The sequence below is a fragment of the Marinobacter guineae genome (genome assembly GCF_002744735.1).
Lineage (GTDB): Bacteria > Pseudomonadota > Gammaproteobacteria > Pseudomonadales > Oleiphilaceae > Marinobacter > Marinobacter guineae.
This window is the reverse complement of the sequence record NZ_KZ319339.1, coordinates 207,330-224,652: the sequence shown is the minus strand read 5'-3', so window position 1 is coordinate 224,652 and position 17,323 is coordinate 207,330. Positions and strand designations below refer to the sequence as shown.

Here is a 17,323-nt window from a genome sequence, read left to right as displayed (position 1 = left end):
CAACGGACCGGGAGCCATCGCCATGGACACGAATCCGGAAAATCTTGCAAAACAGGTTCAGGAAACCGTGAAAGATCCCGCAAACCCGCCTCTTGATCAGTGGCACCCCGAGCTGTCGGGCGACATGGATCTGCGAATTGGCCGGGATGGTCAGTGGATCTTCAAGGGCGAGCCATTGGCCCGGGAGGCGATCGTTCGCCTGTTCTCCACCATTCTACGCCGGGAGGAAGACGGCGAGTATTACCTGGTGACGCCGGTGGAGAAATGGCGGATCCAGGTGGAGGACACGCCGTTGCTCGCACACTCCCTGCAGGTAACCGGTGAGGGGGACCGGCAGGTGATTTCCCTGACCACCAACGTGGGCGAAACCCTTGAAATCGGCCAGAATCATCCGCTGGCGGTTGGCACCTATCCCGGTTCAGAAGAGCCTCGTCCGGTTGTGATGGTGCGACATGGCGTAGAGGCCCGGTTGGTCACGGCGGCCTATTACGATCTGGCGGAGCACGTGGTCGAGCGAAACGAAGGTGGTCATCCGGTTCTGGGCGTGTTTAGCCACGGAATTTTCTACAAAATCGGGCAGAGTGGTTGAAAACTTCTACCGCGCCCCCAGAAATTACGGTAGAAAACGCACTATGTCACTTGTTAAACTGTGTTTTCATACTTGTTATGAGCCTGGCTCTCTAACGAGGCCCGGTGGTCGTTAGTCCCTCTGTGCAGTCTGGCTGTTCACGATCACTTTCGATTGCCTAAATCAATTAAACAGTCATTGCGACACGCAAGGAGATCTCATGGCCCAACCTCGTGTTGTCACCATCCATTACACGCTCACCAACGATCAGGGAGAGCAGCTTGACTCCTCCCGTGTAGAAGGTCGCGAGCCTCTGTCTTATCTGGAAGGTGCACAGAACATTATCGGTGGACTTGAAAGTGCACTGAACGAAAAGAATGCAGGCGACCAGGTCAAGGTGTCTGTAGAACCTGCTGAAGGCTACGGCGAAGTAAACGAGGAGCTGGTTCAGCCGGTACCGCGTTCTGCATTTGAAGGTGTCGATAGTATCGAGCCGGGCATGCAGTTCCAGGCACAGACTCCGGGCGGCCCTCAGGTTGTTCGCGTGGTTGAAGTTGGCGATGAGACCGTTACCATCGATGCCAACCATCCGCTTGCCGGACAGACTCTGCACTTCGACGTAGAAGTGGTAGAAGCCCGCGAAGCGACTGACGAAGAGCAAGAGCACGGTCACGCTCACTAAGCTTTTCTGAAGTGTTATCCGAAAAACGGCTCCCTCGGGAGCCGTTTTTTTTTGAAACTGCTAAAAGTGGGGTCAGATGAAAAGTTCATCTGACCCCGAGTTCACCGCCTGTTTGGTAGCTTACATGTTCGGATAATTCGGGCCACCGCCACCTTCCGGAGTCACCCAGGTAATGTTCTGGGCAGGATCCTTGATGTCACAGGTCTTGCAGTGAACACAGTTTTGGGCGTTGATCTGGAACTTCTTGCCGCTGCCATCCTCGGCATCAATGACTTCGTAAACGCCAGCCGGGCAGTAGCGCTGCGCCGGTTCGTTGTACTTCGGCAGGTTTTCCTTGATCGGGATGTCCGGATCGGTCAGCTTCAGGTGAACCGGCTGATCTTCCTCATGGTTGGTGTTGGAAATAAACACCGAGGACAAACGGTCGAAAGTCAGCTTGTTGTCCGGTTTCGGATAGCTCACTTTTTTGCACTCGGAGGCCGGCTTCAGCGTGGCGTAATCCGGAGTGGTGTCATGGAAGGTCATCGGCAGGCTACCGCGCAGGATGTTCTGCTCGAAAAAGGCAATGGCGCCACCCACGATGTTGCCGAACTTGTGCATAGCCGGGCCGAAGTTACGCTCCGCGTAGAGCTCTTTGTATAGCCAGCTGCCCTCATACCGCTTCTGGAAACTGGTGATTTCCTCGCCGTTCTTACCTTCTTTCAGCGCTTCAAATACAGCTTCGGCACCCAGCAGGCCAGACTTCATGGCGGTATGGGAACCCTTGATCTTGGAGCCATTCAGCGTGCCGGCATCGCAACCCAGCAGCAATCCGCCCGGGAAGCTCATCTTTGGCAGGGCGTTGTAGCCCCCTTTTGTGATAGCGCGGGCACCATAGGAAACGCGCTTGCCGCCTTCCAGGTATTTTTTCACTTCTGGGTGCAGCTTCAGACGCTGGAATTCCTCAAACGGGCTCAGGTGCGGGTTGCTGTAGGACAAATCGGTGATCAGGCCCACATAAACCTGTCCGTTTTCAAGATGGTACAGAAAGGAGCCACCGGTGGAGCCGGATTCTTTCAGCGGCCAGCCCGTGGTGTGAACAACCAGGCCCGGCTCGTGTTTGGCAGGATCAATGTCCCACAGCTCCTTGATACCGATACCATAGTGCTGCGGATCCTTGCCTTCATCCAGCTTGAAGTCATTGATCAGGCGCTTGCCCAGGTGACCACGGCAGCCTTCAGTAAAGAGGGTGTATTTGGCGCGCAGTTCCATGCCTGGCATATAGCCGTCTTTCTCGGAGCCGTCACGGGCAACGCCCATGTCGCCGGTGATGATGCCTTTTACCTGGCCATCCTCAACAATGGTTTCGGAAGCGGCAAAGCCGGGATAAACCTCAACGCCCAGGCCTTCGGCCTGCTCGGCGAGCCAGCGGCACAGGTTGCCCAGGCTGATGATGTAGTTGCCGTGGTTGTGCATGTTCTTGGGCACAAAGGCATTCGGAATCTTGGTGGCGCTTTCCTGGTTTTTCAGCAGGAAAATGTCGTCACGGGTAACCGGCGTGTTGAGCGGGGCACCTTTCTCTTTCCAGTCCGGGAAGAGTTCGTTGAGGGCAGTGGGCTCGAATACGGTACCGGCCAGAATATGAGCGCCGATCTCAGAACCTTTCTCTACCACGCATACGGTGAGTTCCTCGCCAGCTTCCTGTGCCAACTGCATGACACGACAAGCTGCTGACAGGCCCGCCGGGCCGCCGCCGACGATCAGAACATCAAATTCCATCGATTCGCGTTCCACGTTGGTCTCCTCAAACATCTTTAATGGATATTATGTGCCCGCAGGCGAGTTTTTCTGGGTCGCCATCATACCGGTAAAACTGCCTATAGACGACTGCCACAAGCCGAATTCAACGACTTGCTTATAACAAAGGATACCGTATTTGAAGAATCAAACAAACGTTTGTTTGAAATCCGGCCTGACCTTTGGCATTGTAAGAGCACACTGAAACATCGTGTGTTTTGAGTCGAAATCTAGTATCGTCTCACTGCCATTCCCAGTCAATACCGGGAATTGGCTGAAACATCTGTCCTGACGCGTCGTTTAAGGCTATTGATTCTGCTGAGCGTTGCCTCCATCATTAGTGCGCATCGAATTTCGGCAGGCTTCGCGTGAGGACTGCAAGTCATAAACCCATCGTAGAAGAACGAGGAATCTATGAAGGTTCTGGTCGCTGTAAAACGAGTAATCGACTACAACGTAAAGGTGCGCGTCAAGCCGGACAATACCGGTGTTGATCTCGCCAACGTCAAGATGGCAATGAACCCGTTCTGCGAAATCGCTGTTGAAGAAGCGGTTCGCCTGAAAGAGAAGGGTGTTGCCAGTGAAATCGTGGTGGTTTCCATTGGCCCGAAAGCCTGCCAGGAGCAGATCCGTACTGCCCTTGCACTGGGTGCGGACCGTGGTATCCACGTCGAAACAGACGAGGAGGTTCAGTCTCTCGAAGCGGCCAAGCTGCTGAAGGCTGTTGTTGAGAAGGAAGAGCCGAAGCTGGTTATTCTCGGCAAGCAGTCCATTGATTCCGATAACAACCAGACTGGCCAGATGCTGGCCGCGCTGACCGGAATGGGTCAGGGCACTTTCGCTTCCGAAGTGGTTGTTGAAGGCGACAAGGTTAACGTAACCCGGGAGGTAGACGGTGGTCTGATGACCCTTTCCCTGAACCTGCCTGCCGTTGTCACCACAGACCTGCGTCTGAACGAGCCGCGCTACGCCTCTCTGCCGAACATCATGAAGGCGAAGAAGAAGCCGCTGGACAACATGAGCCCGGCCGATCTGGGTGTCGACATCGCTCCGCGCCTTTCTACCCTGAAGGTTGAAGCGCCCGCTTCCCGTCAGGCGGGTGTGAAAGTGGCCGACGTTGCCGAGCTGGTCGATAAACTGAAGAATGAAGCGAAGGTGATCTAAATGAGCATCCTTGTAATTGCTGAACATGACAACAGCGAGCTGAAGCAGGCAACCCTGAACGTTGTGGCTGCTGCCAAGGCCATCGGTGGCGACATCGACGTACTGGTTGCCGGCGAGAACTGCGGAGCGGTAGGCGAAGCAGCGGCCAAGGCTGAAGGCGTTAGCAAGGTAATGGTTGCCGACAACGCCGTGTACGGCCACTTTCTGGGTGAGAACCTGGGCGAGCTGGTTGCCGAAGTAGGTAAGGGCTATAGCCATATTCTGGCCGCCGCTGGCACCGTTGGTAAGGATTTCATGCCTCGGGTTGCCGCGCTGCTGGACGTTGCCCAGGTATCCGACATCATGCGTGTGGAGTCCGAAGACACCTTCGTTCGCCCGATCTACGCTGGTAACGCTATCGCGACGGTGAAGTCCAGCGACAGCATCAAGGTGATCACGGTTCGCCCGACCGCCTTTGATCCGGTTGCTGGCGAAGGTGGTTCCGCCACAGTTGAAACCCTGGACGTTGTAAAAGATGCAGGCCTGTCCCAGTTCGTCAAGGAAGAGCTGGCCAAGTCTGACCGTCCGGATCTGGCAAGTGCCGGTATCGTGGTTTCCGGTGGTCGTGGCATGCAGAACGGCGAGAACTTCAAGATGCTGGAGCAGATTGCCGATCTGATGGGTGCTGCTGTTGGTGCTTCACGCGCCGCAGTAGACGCTGGCTTTGTTCCCAACGACATGCAGGTCGGCCAGACCGGCAAAATCGTTGCGCCGCAGCTGTACATTGCCGTCGGTATTTCCGGTGCTATCCAGCACCTGGCCGGTATGTCTGACTCCAAGGTGATCGTTGCGATCAACAAGGATGAGGAAGCGCCGATCTTCCAGGTTGCCGATTATGGCCTGGTAGCGGACCTGTTTGAAGCGGTTCCGCAACTTGAAGAAGAGCTGAAGAAAGTTCTGTAACTTTCTGACAGGCTTGAGAAAAGGCACCCAAGGGTGCCTTTTTCTTTGGGTGCCCCTAAAATACCTGCCATGATACCCAGCCCTGGCTGTTAAACCGGACACACGAACGATGACCACCATACCGTTTGATGCGTTGGCCTGTCCCCTGGACGGCTGCCCTCTGGCGCCCAGGGACAAGACCTGGCGTTGCGAGAATGGACACAGCTTTGATGTCGCACGGCAGGGTTATGTACATCTGCTGCCGGTGCAGAAGAAACGGACTCTGGACCCCGGCGACAGCAAGGAGATGGTGGCGGCCCGGCAACGGTTCCTCAATGCCGGGTTCTACGGAAGGATCGTCGACACCGTAAGCAACCTGTCGCTGCAGGTGCTGCCCGGTGAAGGCGTTGCCTCGGTACTGGACGCCGGCTCCGGTGAAGGCTATTACCTCCGCCATCTGGCGGGCGCGGCTGGTGACCGAACCCTTGCCATGATTGGCGTTGATATCTCCAAATGGGCGGTGCTGGCTGCGGCCAAACAGAATAAGCAAACCCGGTGGGTGGTAGGCAGCAACGCAAACCTGCCGGTATTGCCGAACTCACTGGATCTGGTGCTTTGCCTGTTTGGATTCCCGGTTTACAGCGAATTTTTCAGGGTACTTAGGGCCGGGGGGCAGTTGATACAAGTAGATGCCGGTGCCGACCATCTCCGGGAACTTCGTGAAATCATCTATCCGGAACTGAAGCCACCCGGAGACAGCGCGACAGCAGTACCGGAGGGTTTTCGGCTGCTCGACTCAACGGTGGTGCGTTTTCCGTTATCCCTTACTGACCGGGACACGATTGCCGACCTGCTGGCAATGACCCCCCATCTATACCGGGCCAGTTCTGCCGGCCTTGAGAAGGCAGCGGAACTTGAGTCACTGGATGTGACTGTCGACGTGATCCTCAAGCGCTTCGAAAAGCGATAGTGGAAGAGGCCTACTGACTATCCTCACCCGGCATCGATCCGCGTTTACGGGAGGCAATGCGTTTCTCCGCTTTGCCGATAATCAGGGTGTCCGCGAGAATGTGAAGTGCCTTGTTGGTGGTTCGCACTGTGCGATAGATCTGTTGGCTGGTCTCGTCATGGGTTGTCCGTGCCTTCCGCGCAGTCTTGCGGAACTCCTCATCCTTCGAAAACAGATCGATCAGCCCGAAAGTGGTATTGGAAATGGCCTTGTGCAGTTTCTCCACCGCGCTGGCGCCGCTGGAAACGGAATCCTCAAGAAGTCTGGCACGATTCCGGACTTCAAGAAGGTCCATCCTGCTTCTCTGGATGGCGCTGTGAGCAGCCGCCCGATGCGAATTGAGGATTCGGGCCTGTCGCCGGCAAAGCAGCAACTGCCAGTAGGCGACACACAACCCGCAAAGGGCCAGAAAAAGCAGAGCGAACACGATAGTTGTAGAGACCATGACATTGCGCTCCTATCGATACTCGATCTGCATGTCCACATCGATTTCTCGTTCGGTCATCTCTTCTTCAAGCTCTTTCATTACTTCCTGGTACACCATCTTGCGAACCATCACCGGAAGTTTGTCCGCAAGTACCCGGGCGGAACGGGACTCCCGCTTGGCCAGGGCGATCGGATCCAGTACCCGCAGCGTAATAACCAGCTCCGGTTCTTGATCTGATTCTGCGATATCGTCATTCTCCATCATTCGGGCGATCACTTTACGCTGCTCCAGCACCTGCCAGCAGACAAAACCGCTGAACAGGACAAGCAACACGCTCAGTACCGTAAGAAAGGTGATCAATTCGAACCTCCGGGAATCGTTCTGTGCACTGCCGTCCAGTGTGCCCTACAGAGTGTGACAAACGATTGGCCGTGACGACGGATTTTCCCGTGTCGCCGGGAAAGTAGAACCGGCGCTCAAAACTGTTAATATCGCTTGAAGTTGCACAATGAGCTACACAGAATCAACGAGTTAAGGCCGACTATTCATACCGACAGGGGATTGTTCATGGTTTGGTTCAAGGCGTTTGTAAGTGGTTTTCTTGCGACTCTGGTCTTTCACCAGGGCCTGTTTGCACTGTTCTGGCTGGGTGGCGTAGTGCCCATGGCACCATTCAACCTGTCACCGGTGCCGCCGCTGGGTGTTCCGGCGGTTGTCTCCCTGGCCTTTTTCGGTGGCCTGTGGGGCATGGTTTTATGGCTTATTCTCGGGCGCCTGGCCGGGGTGAAGTTCTGGCTTGGTCATGTCATTGTAGGGGCAATAGGCCCGACTGCAGTCGCCATGCTGGTGGTATTTCCCCTGAAAGGGCTCGATGTGTCTGCCCAGACCTGGGTTGGCGGGCTTCTTCTCAACGGTTTCTGGGGCCTTGGCGTTGCCGTGATCATGCGCCTGATGGGTGCAAAACCGGCAGCTGGCCTCCGATAAATACCCAACGGATTTTTCTGATTAAGGAAGAGCAATGACTAAATCAGCAGAAACGACCTACGACCTGGTGGTGTTTGGCGCCACCAGTTTCGTTGGCCAGATTCTTACCCGTTACTTGCTCAACACCTACGGAGTGGGTCAATCGATGAAATGGGCGATTGCCGGGCGCTCCGAGAGCAAACTGAACTCCCTGAAATCCGGACTCGGTGATACCGCGGACGATCTGCCGATGATTCTGGCCGATGCCTCGGATGAACCATCCCTTGAGGCCATGTGTGAACAGACCCGAGTCATCATCTCGACCGTCGGCCCCTATGCGCTATTCGGTGAGCCGCTGGTTCAGGCGTGTGTGCGCACCGGAACCGACTATTGCGACCTGACCGGCGAAGTGCAGTGGATCCGTAAAATGGTCGAACGCTACGAGGAAGAAGCCAAGTCTTCCGGCGCCCGCATCGTCCATTGTTGCGGTTTCGACTCCATCCCGTCGGATATGGGTGTCTGGTTCCTGCAGAACGAGGCTGAAAAGATCTTTGGCGCGCCTTGCCTCGATGTCCGCATGCGGGTGAAGGTTGCCAAAGGGGAGTTCTCAGGCGGCACTGTGGCCTCGATGATGAACGTGGCGAAGGAAGCTGCGGCGGATCCGAAACTGCGCAAGGAACTGGCCAACCCGTTCTCTATCTGCCCGCCGGAGCACCGCTCGCAAGCCCGTCAGCCGAGCCTGAAGGGTGCGGAGTTCGACAGAACCTTCAATACCTGGCTGGCGCCGTTTGTGATGGGAGCGATCAACACCCGGGTGGTGCATCGCTCCAACGCCTTGCAAAATGCCCGGTACGGCAAGGAGTTCACCTACGACGAGGCCATGATGACCGGCCGCGGTACCAAGGGGCGCCTGGCTGCTTACGCCATCACCGGTGGCCTGGCGGCGTTCTTTACCGCCTCTGCCATCAAGCCGACCCGCTGGCTGGTGGAAAAGTTCGTGCCCCAGCCCGGCGAAGGCCCGAGCCCGGAAGCCCAGAAATCCGGATTCTACGATCTGCGCTTTGTGGGCCGCACCGGAGATGGCAAGACCATCATTACCAAGGTGACCGGCGATCAGGACCCGGGTTACGGTTCCACCGGCAAGATGCTGGGCGAAGCAGGCGTGTGCCTGGCTTTCGACATCCCGGCAGATCAGCCCGGCGGTTTCTGGACCCCGGCTTCCTTGCTGGACGGCAAACTGATGGACCGATTGACCAGCAAGGCTGGCCTGACCTTTGAGGTGGTTGAAACCCGCTGAATTTTCAACCGGTTAGCCTCTCAACCTCTCAGATAAATCACGCGGTCGGTGCCCGGAAGGGCATCCGGCCCGTGAGCCAGGCTTACAACTGTTTTCCCTTCCAGAAGACCATCCATACGTTTGGAAATCCGGGCCCGGGTTTCCGCGTCCAGGCCGGTAAACGGCTCATCCAGAATCACCAAAGGAGCAGGATTCAGCAGCACTCGTGCCAACGCCACCCGCCGGGCCTCACCACCGGACAGCCGGTTGCCTGCGCTGCCCAGCCAGGTGTCGAGCTGGTCCGGTTCCGAGGCGAAACGCTGTGCCAGTTCCACCAGTTCCAGGATTCGCCACAGGTCGGTATCACTGGCATTCGGGGAGCCCAGCAACAGGTTTGCTCTCAGGGTGTCCTCGAACAGCACGGTTTTCTGGGTCAGATACACCCGGTCCCGACACGCCAGCTTGCCCTGTGCAGGCAAAAGCTCGGCAAAAGTGTCCGCCAGAGAGGACTTGCCACTTCCGGAATGGCCAATGATGCCAAGTCGCTCCCCCGCCTGAACCTCAAGGTTGAAATGTGTGAATAATGGCGCGTAACCAGCATGTTTTACGGTGATATTTTCTGCCAGAAGCGCCGTATCGGCCGGAAGATCCACAGTACTGACATCAGCCGTGGCTACATTCGCCCTGCAATCCCGATTCAGGCGTTGGGCGGAAGCGACTGTGGCTCCCAGCTTGGCAAACGCATCCGGCAGCATGGCATAGACTTCCGCAATCCCGAGCAAGGCAATCGGCAACAGAACCAGCACCGGCCCGGACACTGCGCCGACCTGGAACAGGGCAAAACCGGCCCAGAGCGCAAACACCGCCGAGAGATTGATCAGCAGATGAGATCCTGCCAGGTGCCAGCCCACGCGAGTGTCAGCCTTGGCCTGCTCAGAGGTTACCTGGTGGGCCTGGCGCATAAGCCAGGCCGCGTGTTTGCCGGTCCTGCCGGCCGCAGTCAGCTCCGCAAAGCCTTCAATGTGCTCAATTACAGCAGTTCGCAGCGCTTCCTGGCGGTCGCTCTGCCGTGCTGCCAGGTGCCGTGTCCTCAGATAGACACCAACCGTGGCAATAACCAGCGCCACCAGTAGTATCAGACCTACCAGCAGGGCAGTCCGCATATCAAACAGCACCGATGCCAGCACAACCACCAGAAAGGTAACCAGGGCAGCCAGCGCCGTGGGCGCGATCAACCGCAGATACAGAGTGTCCAGGGCATCAACATCGCTGGTCAGCCTTGAAAGCCACTGGGCCCCGCTCAGCTCACCCCTTAGGCTGCGACTGGCCAGGGATAACCTCTGGAACAGCGCGACACGGATGTCCGTCAGCAGGCGCAACACCGTATCGTGGTTGTAAACCCGCTCCAGGTACCGAAACACGGTGCGGGACACCGCGAAGAACCGGATGGCACCGCCGGGCACATACAGATTGATGGAGGCGGCAACACCGGCGGCCAGCAGCAGTCCCACCAGGGCCGTTTCAGTGATAAACCAGCCGGAAACGGCGAGCAGGGCAATACCGGAAATCAGTGTGGCGAGAATCAGAACTCCGCCAACCATCAGGCGGCCAGGGCGCTTGAAAATCAGATCCAGCCAGGGTTTAAGGTCACGCATCGCGCACCTCCCCACCGGAGACCAACAGCACACGGTTGGCCAGGGTCAGCAGCGCGTGGTGATGGGTTGAGAAGATCAGGGTTTTACCAGCGACCGCCAGTTTGCGCAGCGCTTCCAGAACGAAGACTTCACTGTCGCTGTCCAGGCCTGCCGTGGGCTCATCCAGCAGGATCAGGTCGTAATCAGCCACGAAGATCCGGGCCAGGCTCAAGCGCCGCGCCTGGCCACCGGACAAACCCTGGCCTTCTTCGGACACCGCGCTGTAGATGCCATCTTTCCGGCTGTCCAGCAACGGGCCCAGGCCAACGTTGCGCAGGGCCGTGGCAATGGCAACATCGGAGGCATCCGGCGTGGTCAGGCGAAGGTTATCGGCCCAGGTCCCCTGAACCAGAAAGCCTTTTTGACCCAGCCAGCCAAACCGGAAACTACCGGGCAACTCACCAAACAGCTGGATCCGGCCCTTTTCCGGCACCATAAACCCGGCCAGCAGATGCAACAGGGTGGACTTGCCACCGCCGGAGGGGCCGGTGAGGGCAATCACGTCGCCCTTGTGGATTACTAGTGACAGATCCAGCAGAACCTCATGATCGGCCCGGAACGCCTTCGACACCGAATCCAGTTCAATAACGTCCCTGGCGCTGACCTTTCCCGCCAATTCCGACGGGCGATGGCTGTCCACCGGCAGATTCAGTCGTTCCAGAATCTCCGCACCGGCGCCCATGGCCGCGGCACGATCATGATAATGCTGGGACAGGATCCGCAGCGGCTGGAAGAACTCCGGAGCCAGCAGCAGGATCAGCAGCCCGGAAAACAACGTCAGTTGATCGGCTGGGCCATAGGTGATGTAACCCAGCAGGCCAAACCCGATGTAGATGGCGATCACGGCGATGGCCACAGAGGCAAAGAACTCCAGCACCGCCGAAGACAGGAACGCCACCCGCAGGGTTTTCATGGTGATGCGCCGGTAGTGGTCCGAGCGTTTGCGGATGAGCTCGGCGGCACCGGCGGTCTGGCCAAACAGCTGCAGGGTTGTCAGCCCACGAACCTTGTCCAGGAACTGCCCGGAAAGCCGGCTGATGGTCTCGAAATGTTGTTGGTTCAGCTTTTCCGCGCCCATGCCCACGAGGGCCATGAACAGCGGAATAAGGGGGGCGGAGAGCAGAAGAAAGATCCCTGCCAGCCAATCCAGCCAGAAAACCAGAACCAGGATCAGCAAAGGCACAATGATCGCAAGGCTCATTTGCGGAAGGAACCGAGCAAAGTAGCCGTGAAGGGCCTCAACGTGATCTATCCATTCCCGGGCCAGGGTGCCCGCTGAAGACTGGCCCAATTCAACCGGGCCAGTTGCCTGCCAGTGCTTGTGAATCCGGCGCCGGGCATCACGGCGCACCTGCTCGCTGCAACGGGCGGCAAGCCGGGCCTGAAAGCCCTGGCCGATGGCACGGATGACGATGGCGAGAATCAGGCCAAGGAAGAGGGGAGTCAGTTCCGCAACCGGAACTTCGTCAATCACACCCAGATGAATAATCCGGGCGAGCAGAAACATCTGAACAATCGTGGCAATACCGGCAACCGTTCCCGCCGCAACCGTACTCCGTATCCAGAGACGATTGCCACGGGCCAGTTCCAAAAGCCACTGCCTGACGGCTTTCTGGTTGGTGGCGGAGGTTGTGTCTCCGTCACCGTCAGCCCGTGGCTCAGCCACTTAGTGATAGCCCTCGCCGGCGCGAACCTTGCCGCGGAATACCCAGTACGTCCAGGCGGTGTACACCAGCACAATGGGAATCACGAACAGCAGGCCAATTAACAGGAACAGTTGGGATTCATACGCGGAGGCGGCATCCCAGAGGGTGTACTCCGGTGGAACCACATAAGGCCAGCGGCTGACCACCAGGCCAAGATAGGTGGTTATGAACAGCCCCATGGTGGCCACGAACGGCATTCCCTCCAACCGATTGCGAACCGAACGGAAGATCTGGAAAGCGCAGAGCAACGTCAGCACCGGCAGAATCCAGATAACGGTCAGGTTGGAGAACCAGCGCTGTCGCACCATGTCGTCCACAAACGGTGTCCAGACGCTGATAATGCCAAACACCACCAGTACCGCGGCGAGCAGCGGCAAGGTGATTCGGTAAGCCCACTCCTGCAGCCGTCCTTCGGTTTTCAGGATCAACCAGGTAGAGCCCAACAAGGCATAGCCGGCGAGCATACCCAGGCCAGTTAGTACGGTGAACGGCGTCAGCCAGTCCAGGGCGCCACCCACATAAACCCCGTTGGCGGTTTCAAAACCCTGAATGTAGGCGCCAACCACGGCACCCTGGGCAAAGGAAGCAACAGTAGAACCGCCGGCAAACGACCAGTTCCAGAGGTAACGGGAGGTGCGGGCCTTGAACCGGAACTCGAACGCCACGCCCCGGAAAATCAGCCCTGCCAACAGCAGGAACACGCCAATATAGAGCGCGGGCAGCAAGATCGAGTACACCAACGGGAAGGCCGCCAGAAGGCCCGCGCCACCCAGTACCAGCCAGGTCTCGTTGCCATCCCAAACCGGGGCCACGGAATTCATCATGGTGTCCCGGCTTTCCTCGTTGGGAGCGAAGGGGAAGAGGATGCCAACCCCAAGATCAAATCCGTCCATCAGCACATACATGATGATGCCGAAGCCGATAATGAATGCCCAGATAAGGGGCAGATCAAACAGTTCCATAATCAGTGACCTCCCTGATTGGCCGGGTTGGCGGAGTTATCATCGGCGTATTCAAACGGCACGTGGGCAGCGGAGAACGGCCGTGCCGGGCGTTCCGCCTCGTGGTCGTGCTCTTGCTGATCCTCAAGGCCAACGTACAGCACCCGCATCAGGTAGTAGACACCGGCGGAGAACACCAGAGCATACACCACGACATAGCCAATAAGGGTGAACAATGCCATGCCGCCAGTCAGCGAGGGCGTAACCGCCTCGGCCTGGGTCATGATGCCGTATACCAGCCAAGGCGCTCGGCCCACCTCGGTGACAAACCAACCCGCAAGAACCGCGAAAAACGGCGCGATACTCATGAATCGAAGGCCCTGCAAAAACCATGTAGTTCGTGCATAGCGACCTTGAGGCCGCAGGAACAAGCCTGCCAGCGCGAACAGGATCATCAGAATACCGAGCCCGACCATAATTCGGAACGACCAGAACACAATGCCCACCGGCGGTTGTTCCTCAACCGGCACCGCATTGAGACCCGGCACCTCGCCATCCCACTCGTGAGTCAGGATCATACTCGCCAGGCTGGGGATGCCAATTTCAAAGTGATTCGTCTGGTTTTCCTGATCAGGAATCGCAAACAGCAGCAGGGGCACGTTCCGGGAGGTTTCCCAGTTCCCTTCCATTGCCGCTACCTTTGTGGGCTGATGCTCCAGCGTATTCAGGCCATGGAAATCCCCAACTACCAGTTGTGCTGGAGCAATAATCAGTAATAGCCACAGGCACATGGACAGCGCCTTACGATTGGCTTCCACTTCGCGCCCGAGGAGCAGATACCAGGCGCTTACCCCCGCAACCACAAACCCGCCGGTCAGGAAGGAGGCGAGAGCCATATGGACGAAACGGTACCAGAACGACGGGTTGAAGATCGCCATGCTCCAGGAGGTCACATGGAACACTCCATCCCGGAGTTCTGTCCCCGCCGGTGTCTGCATCCAGCTATTGGCGGACAGAATCCAGAAGGAAGAAATAAACGTGCCCGTTGCCACCATGATCGCCGCGAACAGGTGCACGCCAGCTGGCACCTTGTCACGGCCAAACAGCAGTACACCGAGGAACGCTGCTTCCAGGAAGAAAGCAGTGATCACCTCATAACTCAGAATGGGACCAAGGAAGTTGGCGGAGGCCTGGGCAAAGTTGCTCCAGTTGGTGCCGAACTGGAACGACATCACAATGCCGGAAACCACCCCCATACCGAACACTACGGCGAACACTTTGGTCCAGAAGGCAGAGAGCTTCACCCACACCGGGTTCCCGGTTTTGAAGGCCAGGCCCTCGAGTACCGCAATGTAGGAAGCAAGGCCGATGGTAAACACCGGAAAAATGGCGTGAAATGACACCACAAACGCGAACTGGATTCGCGATAGGATGAGAGGATCAAGTTCCATGGGAACCCTCCGGTAACGTTCACATCAAAACAAACGGGCCTAGCAAACCCGTTCAGCCGCTGCCTTAGCTCATTTTGTTGTGTTGTTATTACCGGCAGATGGTAATCATGCTACTAAACATGGCGACAAACCCGATAGGGCAGATTGTCGCACCCCTTGATATAGCACAAGTATGGTGAGGCCAATGAGCTTTTACGAGGACCGGATACTGCCACATATCATAGACCGCGCCTGCTCAATGGGCCAGGTTATGAAGCTGCGTAGCCAGGTGGTACCCCACGCCAAAGGCCGGGTATTGGAAGTCGGCATGGGGTCTGCTATCAACATGGAATTCTATAACCCCGACCACGTTGAGATGGTATACGGCCTTGAGCCCTCAGACGGAATGCGCCGCAAGGCACAGCCCAATCTCGCCCGCTCCCCAATCAAGGTAGAGTGGCTGGACCTCCCGGGAGAGAAAATCCCCCTGGAAGACCACTCCGTGGACACCGTGCTACTCACCTTTACCTTGTGCACCATCCCGGACTGGCACACCGCGCTCCAGCAAATGAGGCGGGTACTCAAACCCGGCGGAGAGCTACTGTTCCTGGAGCATGGCGAATCACCTCACGACGGCACCCGAAAGTGGCAACACCGTATCACCCCCGGCTGGAAGAAACTCGCCGGCGGTTGCCACCTGAACCGCCACATCGCAGACCTGATCCGCAACGCCGGCTTCGAGATTCTGGAACTGGAAAACCTCTACATCCCCAAGGCGCCGAAAATCGCCGGGTACATTTATAAGGGCAGGGCCATCAAGCCCGTAGAGGCCTGAATAGCACGGAGAGGGCAAAGGCGGAATCCGAATTGCGTTACCGAACGCGGCCTTATACAATTCCGCCCGTTAAAACCTCCCTCCGAATGCCCGGATGGTGAAATTGGTAGACACAAGAGACTTAAAATCTCTCGGCCGCAAGGCTGTGCCGGTTCGATTCCGGCTCCGGGCACCATTACTTCTTCGCCATAGTCTCCAACATCCGATTAACCGCCTCCAGATGCTCCGGCTCGTTGTGACACATTCCCTGGAAATTCGCACACACGTCCAGAAAATCCTTCAGCTCCATCCGCGGTGCCATTTTCATCAGTCGTTTGGTTAGCCGTGTGGCTTTCGGTGGTTGACTGGCGATCCGGCTGGCCATGGCGTTCGCGGCGTTGAGCAGTTCTTCGGCGGGCACTACTTCCAGAACAATACCCAGTTCCTTGGCTTCGGTGGCATCAATCACGCGGCCGGTGAGGGTTAGCTCAAAAGCGCGCTGGTAACCGATCAGGCGTTGCATGAACCAGGCGCCGCCGTCGCCGGGGATGATGCCGAGGTTTAGGAAGGTTTCGCCGAATTTTGCGCTCTCTGAGGCGATGCGGATGTCGGCCATGTTGGCCAGGTCGAAGCCAGCGCCGATGGCAGGCCCGTTTACGGCTGCGATGATGGGGACTTCCACATTATGCAGGGCCAGGGGGATCCGCTGGATGCCTTTGCGGTAGCGGTCTGCGCATTCGGCCACGTCGCCGGCGAAATCACCGCTGCGGTTGGCCATGTCGCGGATATTGCCGCCTGCGCTGAACGCGGAACCGGCGCCGGTGATCACCAGTACCGAAACCTCATCGCACTGGTTCACCCATTCTGCGGTGGTCACGATGTCCTCGATCAGGTTGGAGCCTGTCAGAGCGTTGCGCAGATCGTGGCGGTTCAGGGTGAGGGTGGCTACCCGGTTTTCGAGGGTCAGCATTGCGTCGGTGAGTTTGGGTACGGTGGTCATTGTTGCGGTTCCTTGTTGTCGTTCAGCGCGTATCTTCGCGCGCTCGAACCCCGTTAATCAACTGCCACCCGCGCCTTTCGATACCGGCTCACTTCCGTCCAGCCATGAACGGCGAGGGCAGAGAACACGATTACCCCGCCGATCAGGCTGAGATTCGGGGGCACTTCTCCGAGAAACAGCCAGACGAGGAATGAGCCCAATACGGTTTCCAGCAATAACATAAGGCTGACTTCCGCCGCCGGAATGTAGCGCGGGCCAATCTGGATCAGAATGCAGGCCGTTGGCAGGAACACCAGGCAGAGCAGGGCGATAAAGAAAAAGTCCCGGGAAGAGGGTGTTTGCGCCCCGCCTAGCAGGGCAGCAACAACGGCAAGTGCCAGAGCGCCGAACATCAGCATCACACTCATATCGCTTTCGGGTTTGGAGCGGGCCACATTGAGGTTTGAGGCCAGAGCTGTCGCGGCGACCACGGCCATCATCAGACCCAGGGGGTCGCCTTTGCCGAATTCACCGACGGCCATGAGGGTAGCGCCAGAAACGCACACCAGTATGATAATCCAGGTTCTGAGGGGCAGGGTTTCCTTCCACACGGCCCAGGCGATTACCGCAGCAATCACTGGCGCGGTGTTCAGGATGACCAGCACATTGCCGGCGGCGGTGTTTTTCATGCCCACCACGAACCCAAGAGTACTTATGGCAAAGGCACCAGCACAGAACAGGCCTTTGCGGCCGCATTTTCGGATTTCGGGTACCAGGCGTGAACGGTATCTGGCCCAGCTGATCACAAAAAAACTGATGGCCAGCAACAGGCCCCGCCAGAACAGGAAGACCACGGGGTCTACGGAGGTGATCTTCACCAGCAGCGCATCCGGGACGATAAAAAGCACGCCCAGGGCTGCGATGGTCAGTCCTTTGATTCGGGTTGTCTGCAAATCAGGTTCGCCTGTTCAAT

17 protein-coding genes and 1 tRNA gene are annotated in these 17,323 nt (G+C 57.5%); 9 read left to right on the top strand and 9 right to left on the bottom strand.

Annotated features, from left to right (window positions below; genetic code table 11):
* Window positions 1–22 precede the first annotated feature (22 nt).
* Both CLH62_RS01000 and CLH62_RS00995 read left to right on the top strand, forming a co-directional pair.
* Window positions 23–589, top strand: a complete 567-nt coding sequence (locus CLH62_RS01000; RefSeq protein WP_099616294.1) for a DUF1285 domain-containing protein — start codon at window positions 23–25, stop codon at window positions 587–589.
* A 199-nt stretch (window positions 590–788) separates the two neighbouring features.
* Complete coding sequence (locus CLH62_RS00995) at window positions 789–1,250, top strand: FKBP-type peptidyl-prolyl cis-trans isomerase (RefSeq protein ID WP_099616293.1); 462 nt, start codon at window positions 789–791, stop codon at window positions 1,248–1,250.
* A 120-nt stretch (window positions 1,251–1,370) separates the two neighbouring features.
* Here CLH62_RS00995 and CLH62_RS00990 read toward each other — a convergent pair whose 3' ends face one another.
* On the bottom strand, window positions 1,371–3,023 hold the full coding sequence (locus CLH62_RS00990) for an electron transfer flavoprotein-ubiquinone oxidoreductase (protein ID WP_099617583.1): 1,653 nt from the start codon (window positions 3,021–3,023) through the stop codon (window positions 1,371–1,373).
* Between the two features lie 417 nt (window positions 3,024–3,440).
* On the opposite strand from CLH62_RS00990, the gene CLH62_RS00985 reads away from it, so the two are divergent.
* From CLH62_RS00985 to CLH62_RS00975, 3 genes are all read left to right on the top strand, one after another.
* Entirely contained in the window at window positions 3,441–4,190 is a 750-nt protein-coding gene (locus tag CLH62_RS00985) for an electron transfer flavoprotein subunit beta/FixA family protein (RefSeq protein WP_099616292.1), read from the top strand.
* Window positions 4,191–5,132, top strand: coding sequence for an electron transfer flavoprotein subunit alpha/FixB family protein (locus CLH62_RS00980; protein ID WP_099616291.1), 942 nt, complete (start codon window positions 4,191–4,193; stop codon window positions 5,130–5,132).
* Between the two features lie 109 nt (window positions 5,133–5,241).
* Window positions 5,242–6,081, top strand: coding sequence for a putative RNA methyltransferase (locus CLH62_RS00975; protein WP_099616290.1), 840 nt, complete (start codon window positions 5,242–5,244; stop codon window positions 6,079–6,081).
* A gap of 10 nt (window positions 6,082–6,091) precedes the next feature.
* Here CLH62_RS00975 and CLH62_RS00970 read toward each other — a convergent pair whose 3' ends face one another.
* A complete protein-coding gene (locus CLH62_RS00970; RefSeq protein ID WP_211285625.1) occupies window positions 6,092–6,565 on the bottom strand; it encodes a hypothetical protein in 474 nt (157 codons plus the stop codon).
* A 12-nt stretch (window positions 6,566–6,577) separates the two neighbouring features.
* Window positions 6,578–6,907 carry a hypothetical protein gene (locus tag CLH62_RS00965; protein WP_099616289.1) on the bottom strand — a complete coding sequence of 110 codons (330 nt, stop codon included), beginning with the start codon at window positions 6,905–6,907 and terminating at the stop codon, window positions 6,578–6,580.
* Window positions 6,908–7,114: 207 nt separating this feature from the next.
* Here CLH62_RS00965 and CLH62_RS00960 point away from each other — a divergent pair, with 207 nt between their 5' ends.
* A complete protein-coding gene (locus CLH62_RS00960; RefSeq protein WP_099616288.1) occupies window positions 7,115–7,531 on the top strand; it encodes a hypothetical protein in 417 nt (138 codons plus the stop codon).
* 34 nt (window positions 7,532–7,565) lie between these two features.
* Complete coding sequence (locus CLH62_RS00955; protein ID WP_099616287.1) at window positions 7,566–8,807, top strand: saccharopine dehydrogenase family protein; 1,242 nt, start codon at window positions 7,566–7,568, stop codon at window positions 8,805–8,807.
* 20 nt (window positions 8,808–8,827) lie between these two features.
* On the opposite strand, the gene cydC is transcribed toward CLH62_RS00955, so the two are convergent.
* Genes cydC through CLH62_RS00935 form a run of 4 tightly spaced genes read right to left on the bottom strand, consistent with a single transcriptional unit; the run spans window position 8,828 to window position 14,578 of the window.
* Complete coding sequence (gene cydC, locus CLH62_RS00950) at window positions 8,828–10,441, bottom strand: thiol reductant ABC exporter subunit CydC (protein WP_099616286.1); 1,614 nt, start codon at window positions 10,439–10,441, stop codon at window positions 8,828–8,830.
* Window positions 10,434–12,146, bottom strand: coding sequence for a thiol reductant ABC exporter subunit CydD (gene cydD / locus CLH62_RS00945; protein ID WP_099616285.1), 1,713 nt, complete (start codon window positions 12,144–12,146; stop codon window positions 10,434–10,436). The genes cydC and cydD overlap by 8 nt, the downstream gene beginning before the upstream one ends.
* A complete protein-coding gene (cydB, locus tag CLH62_RS00940) occupies window positions 12,147–13,148 on the bottom strand; it encodes a cytochrome d ubiquinol oxidase subunit II (RefSeq protein ID WP_099616284.1) in 1,002 nt (333 codons plus the stop codon).
* A 2-nt stretch (window positions 13,149–13,150) separates the two neighbouring features.
* Window positions 13,151–14,578: a cytochrome ubiquinol oxidase subunit I gene (locus CLH62_RS00935; protein WP_099616283.1), complete on the bottom strand. Its 1,428-nt coding sequence runs from the start codon at window positions 14,576–14,578 to the stop codon at window positions 13,151–13,153.
* A 184-nt stretch (window positions 14,579–14,762) separates the two neighbouring features.
* Between CLH62_RS00935 and CLH62_RS00930 the strand changes: the two genes are divergently transcribed.
* Both CLH62_RS00930 and CLH62_RS00925 read left to right on the top strand, forming a co-directional pair.
* On the top strand, window positions 14,763–15,392 hold the full coding sequence (locus CLH62_RS00930; RefSeq protein ID WP_099616282.1) for a class I SAM-dependent methyltransferase: 630 nt from the start codon (window positions 14,763–14,765) through the stop codon (window positions 15,390–15,392).
* Window positions 15,393–15,480: 88 nt separating this feature from the next.
* A tRNA-Leu gene (locus tag CLH62_RS00925) sits at window positions 15,481–15,567 on the top strand.
* Here the strand turns inward: CLH62_RS00925 and CLH62_RS00920 are convergent.
* Together CLH62_RS00920 and CLH62_RS00915 are read right to left on the bottom strand one after the other, a co-directional pair.
* Window positions 15,568–16,371 carry an enoyl-CoA hydratase-related protein gene (locus CLH62_RS00920; protein ID WP_099616281.1) on the bottom strand — a complete coding sequence of 268 codons (804 nt, stop codon included), beginning with the start codon at window positions 16,369–16,371 and terminating at the stop codon, window positions 15,568–15,570.
* A 53-nt stretch (window positions 16,372–16,424) separates the two neighbouring features.
* Window positions 16,425–17,303, bottom strand: coding sequence for a DMT family transporter (locus CLH62_RS00915; protein WP_099616280.1), 879 nt, complete (start codon window positions 17,301–17,303; stop codon window positions 16,425–16,427).
* Between the last annotated feature and the right edge of the window lie 20 nt (window positions 17,304–17,323).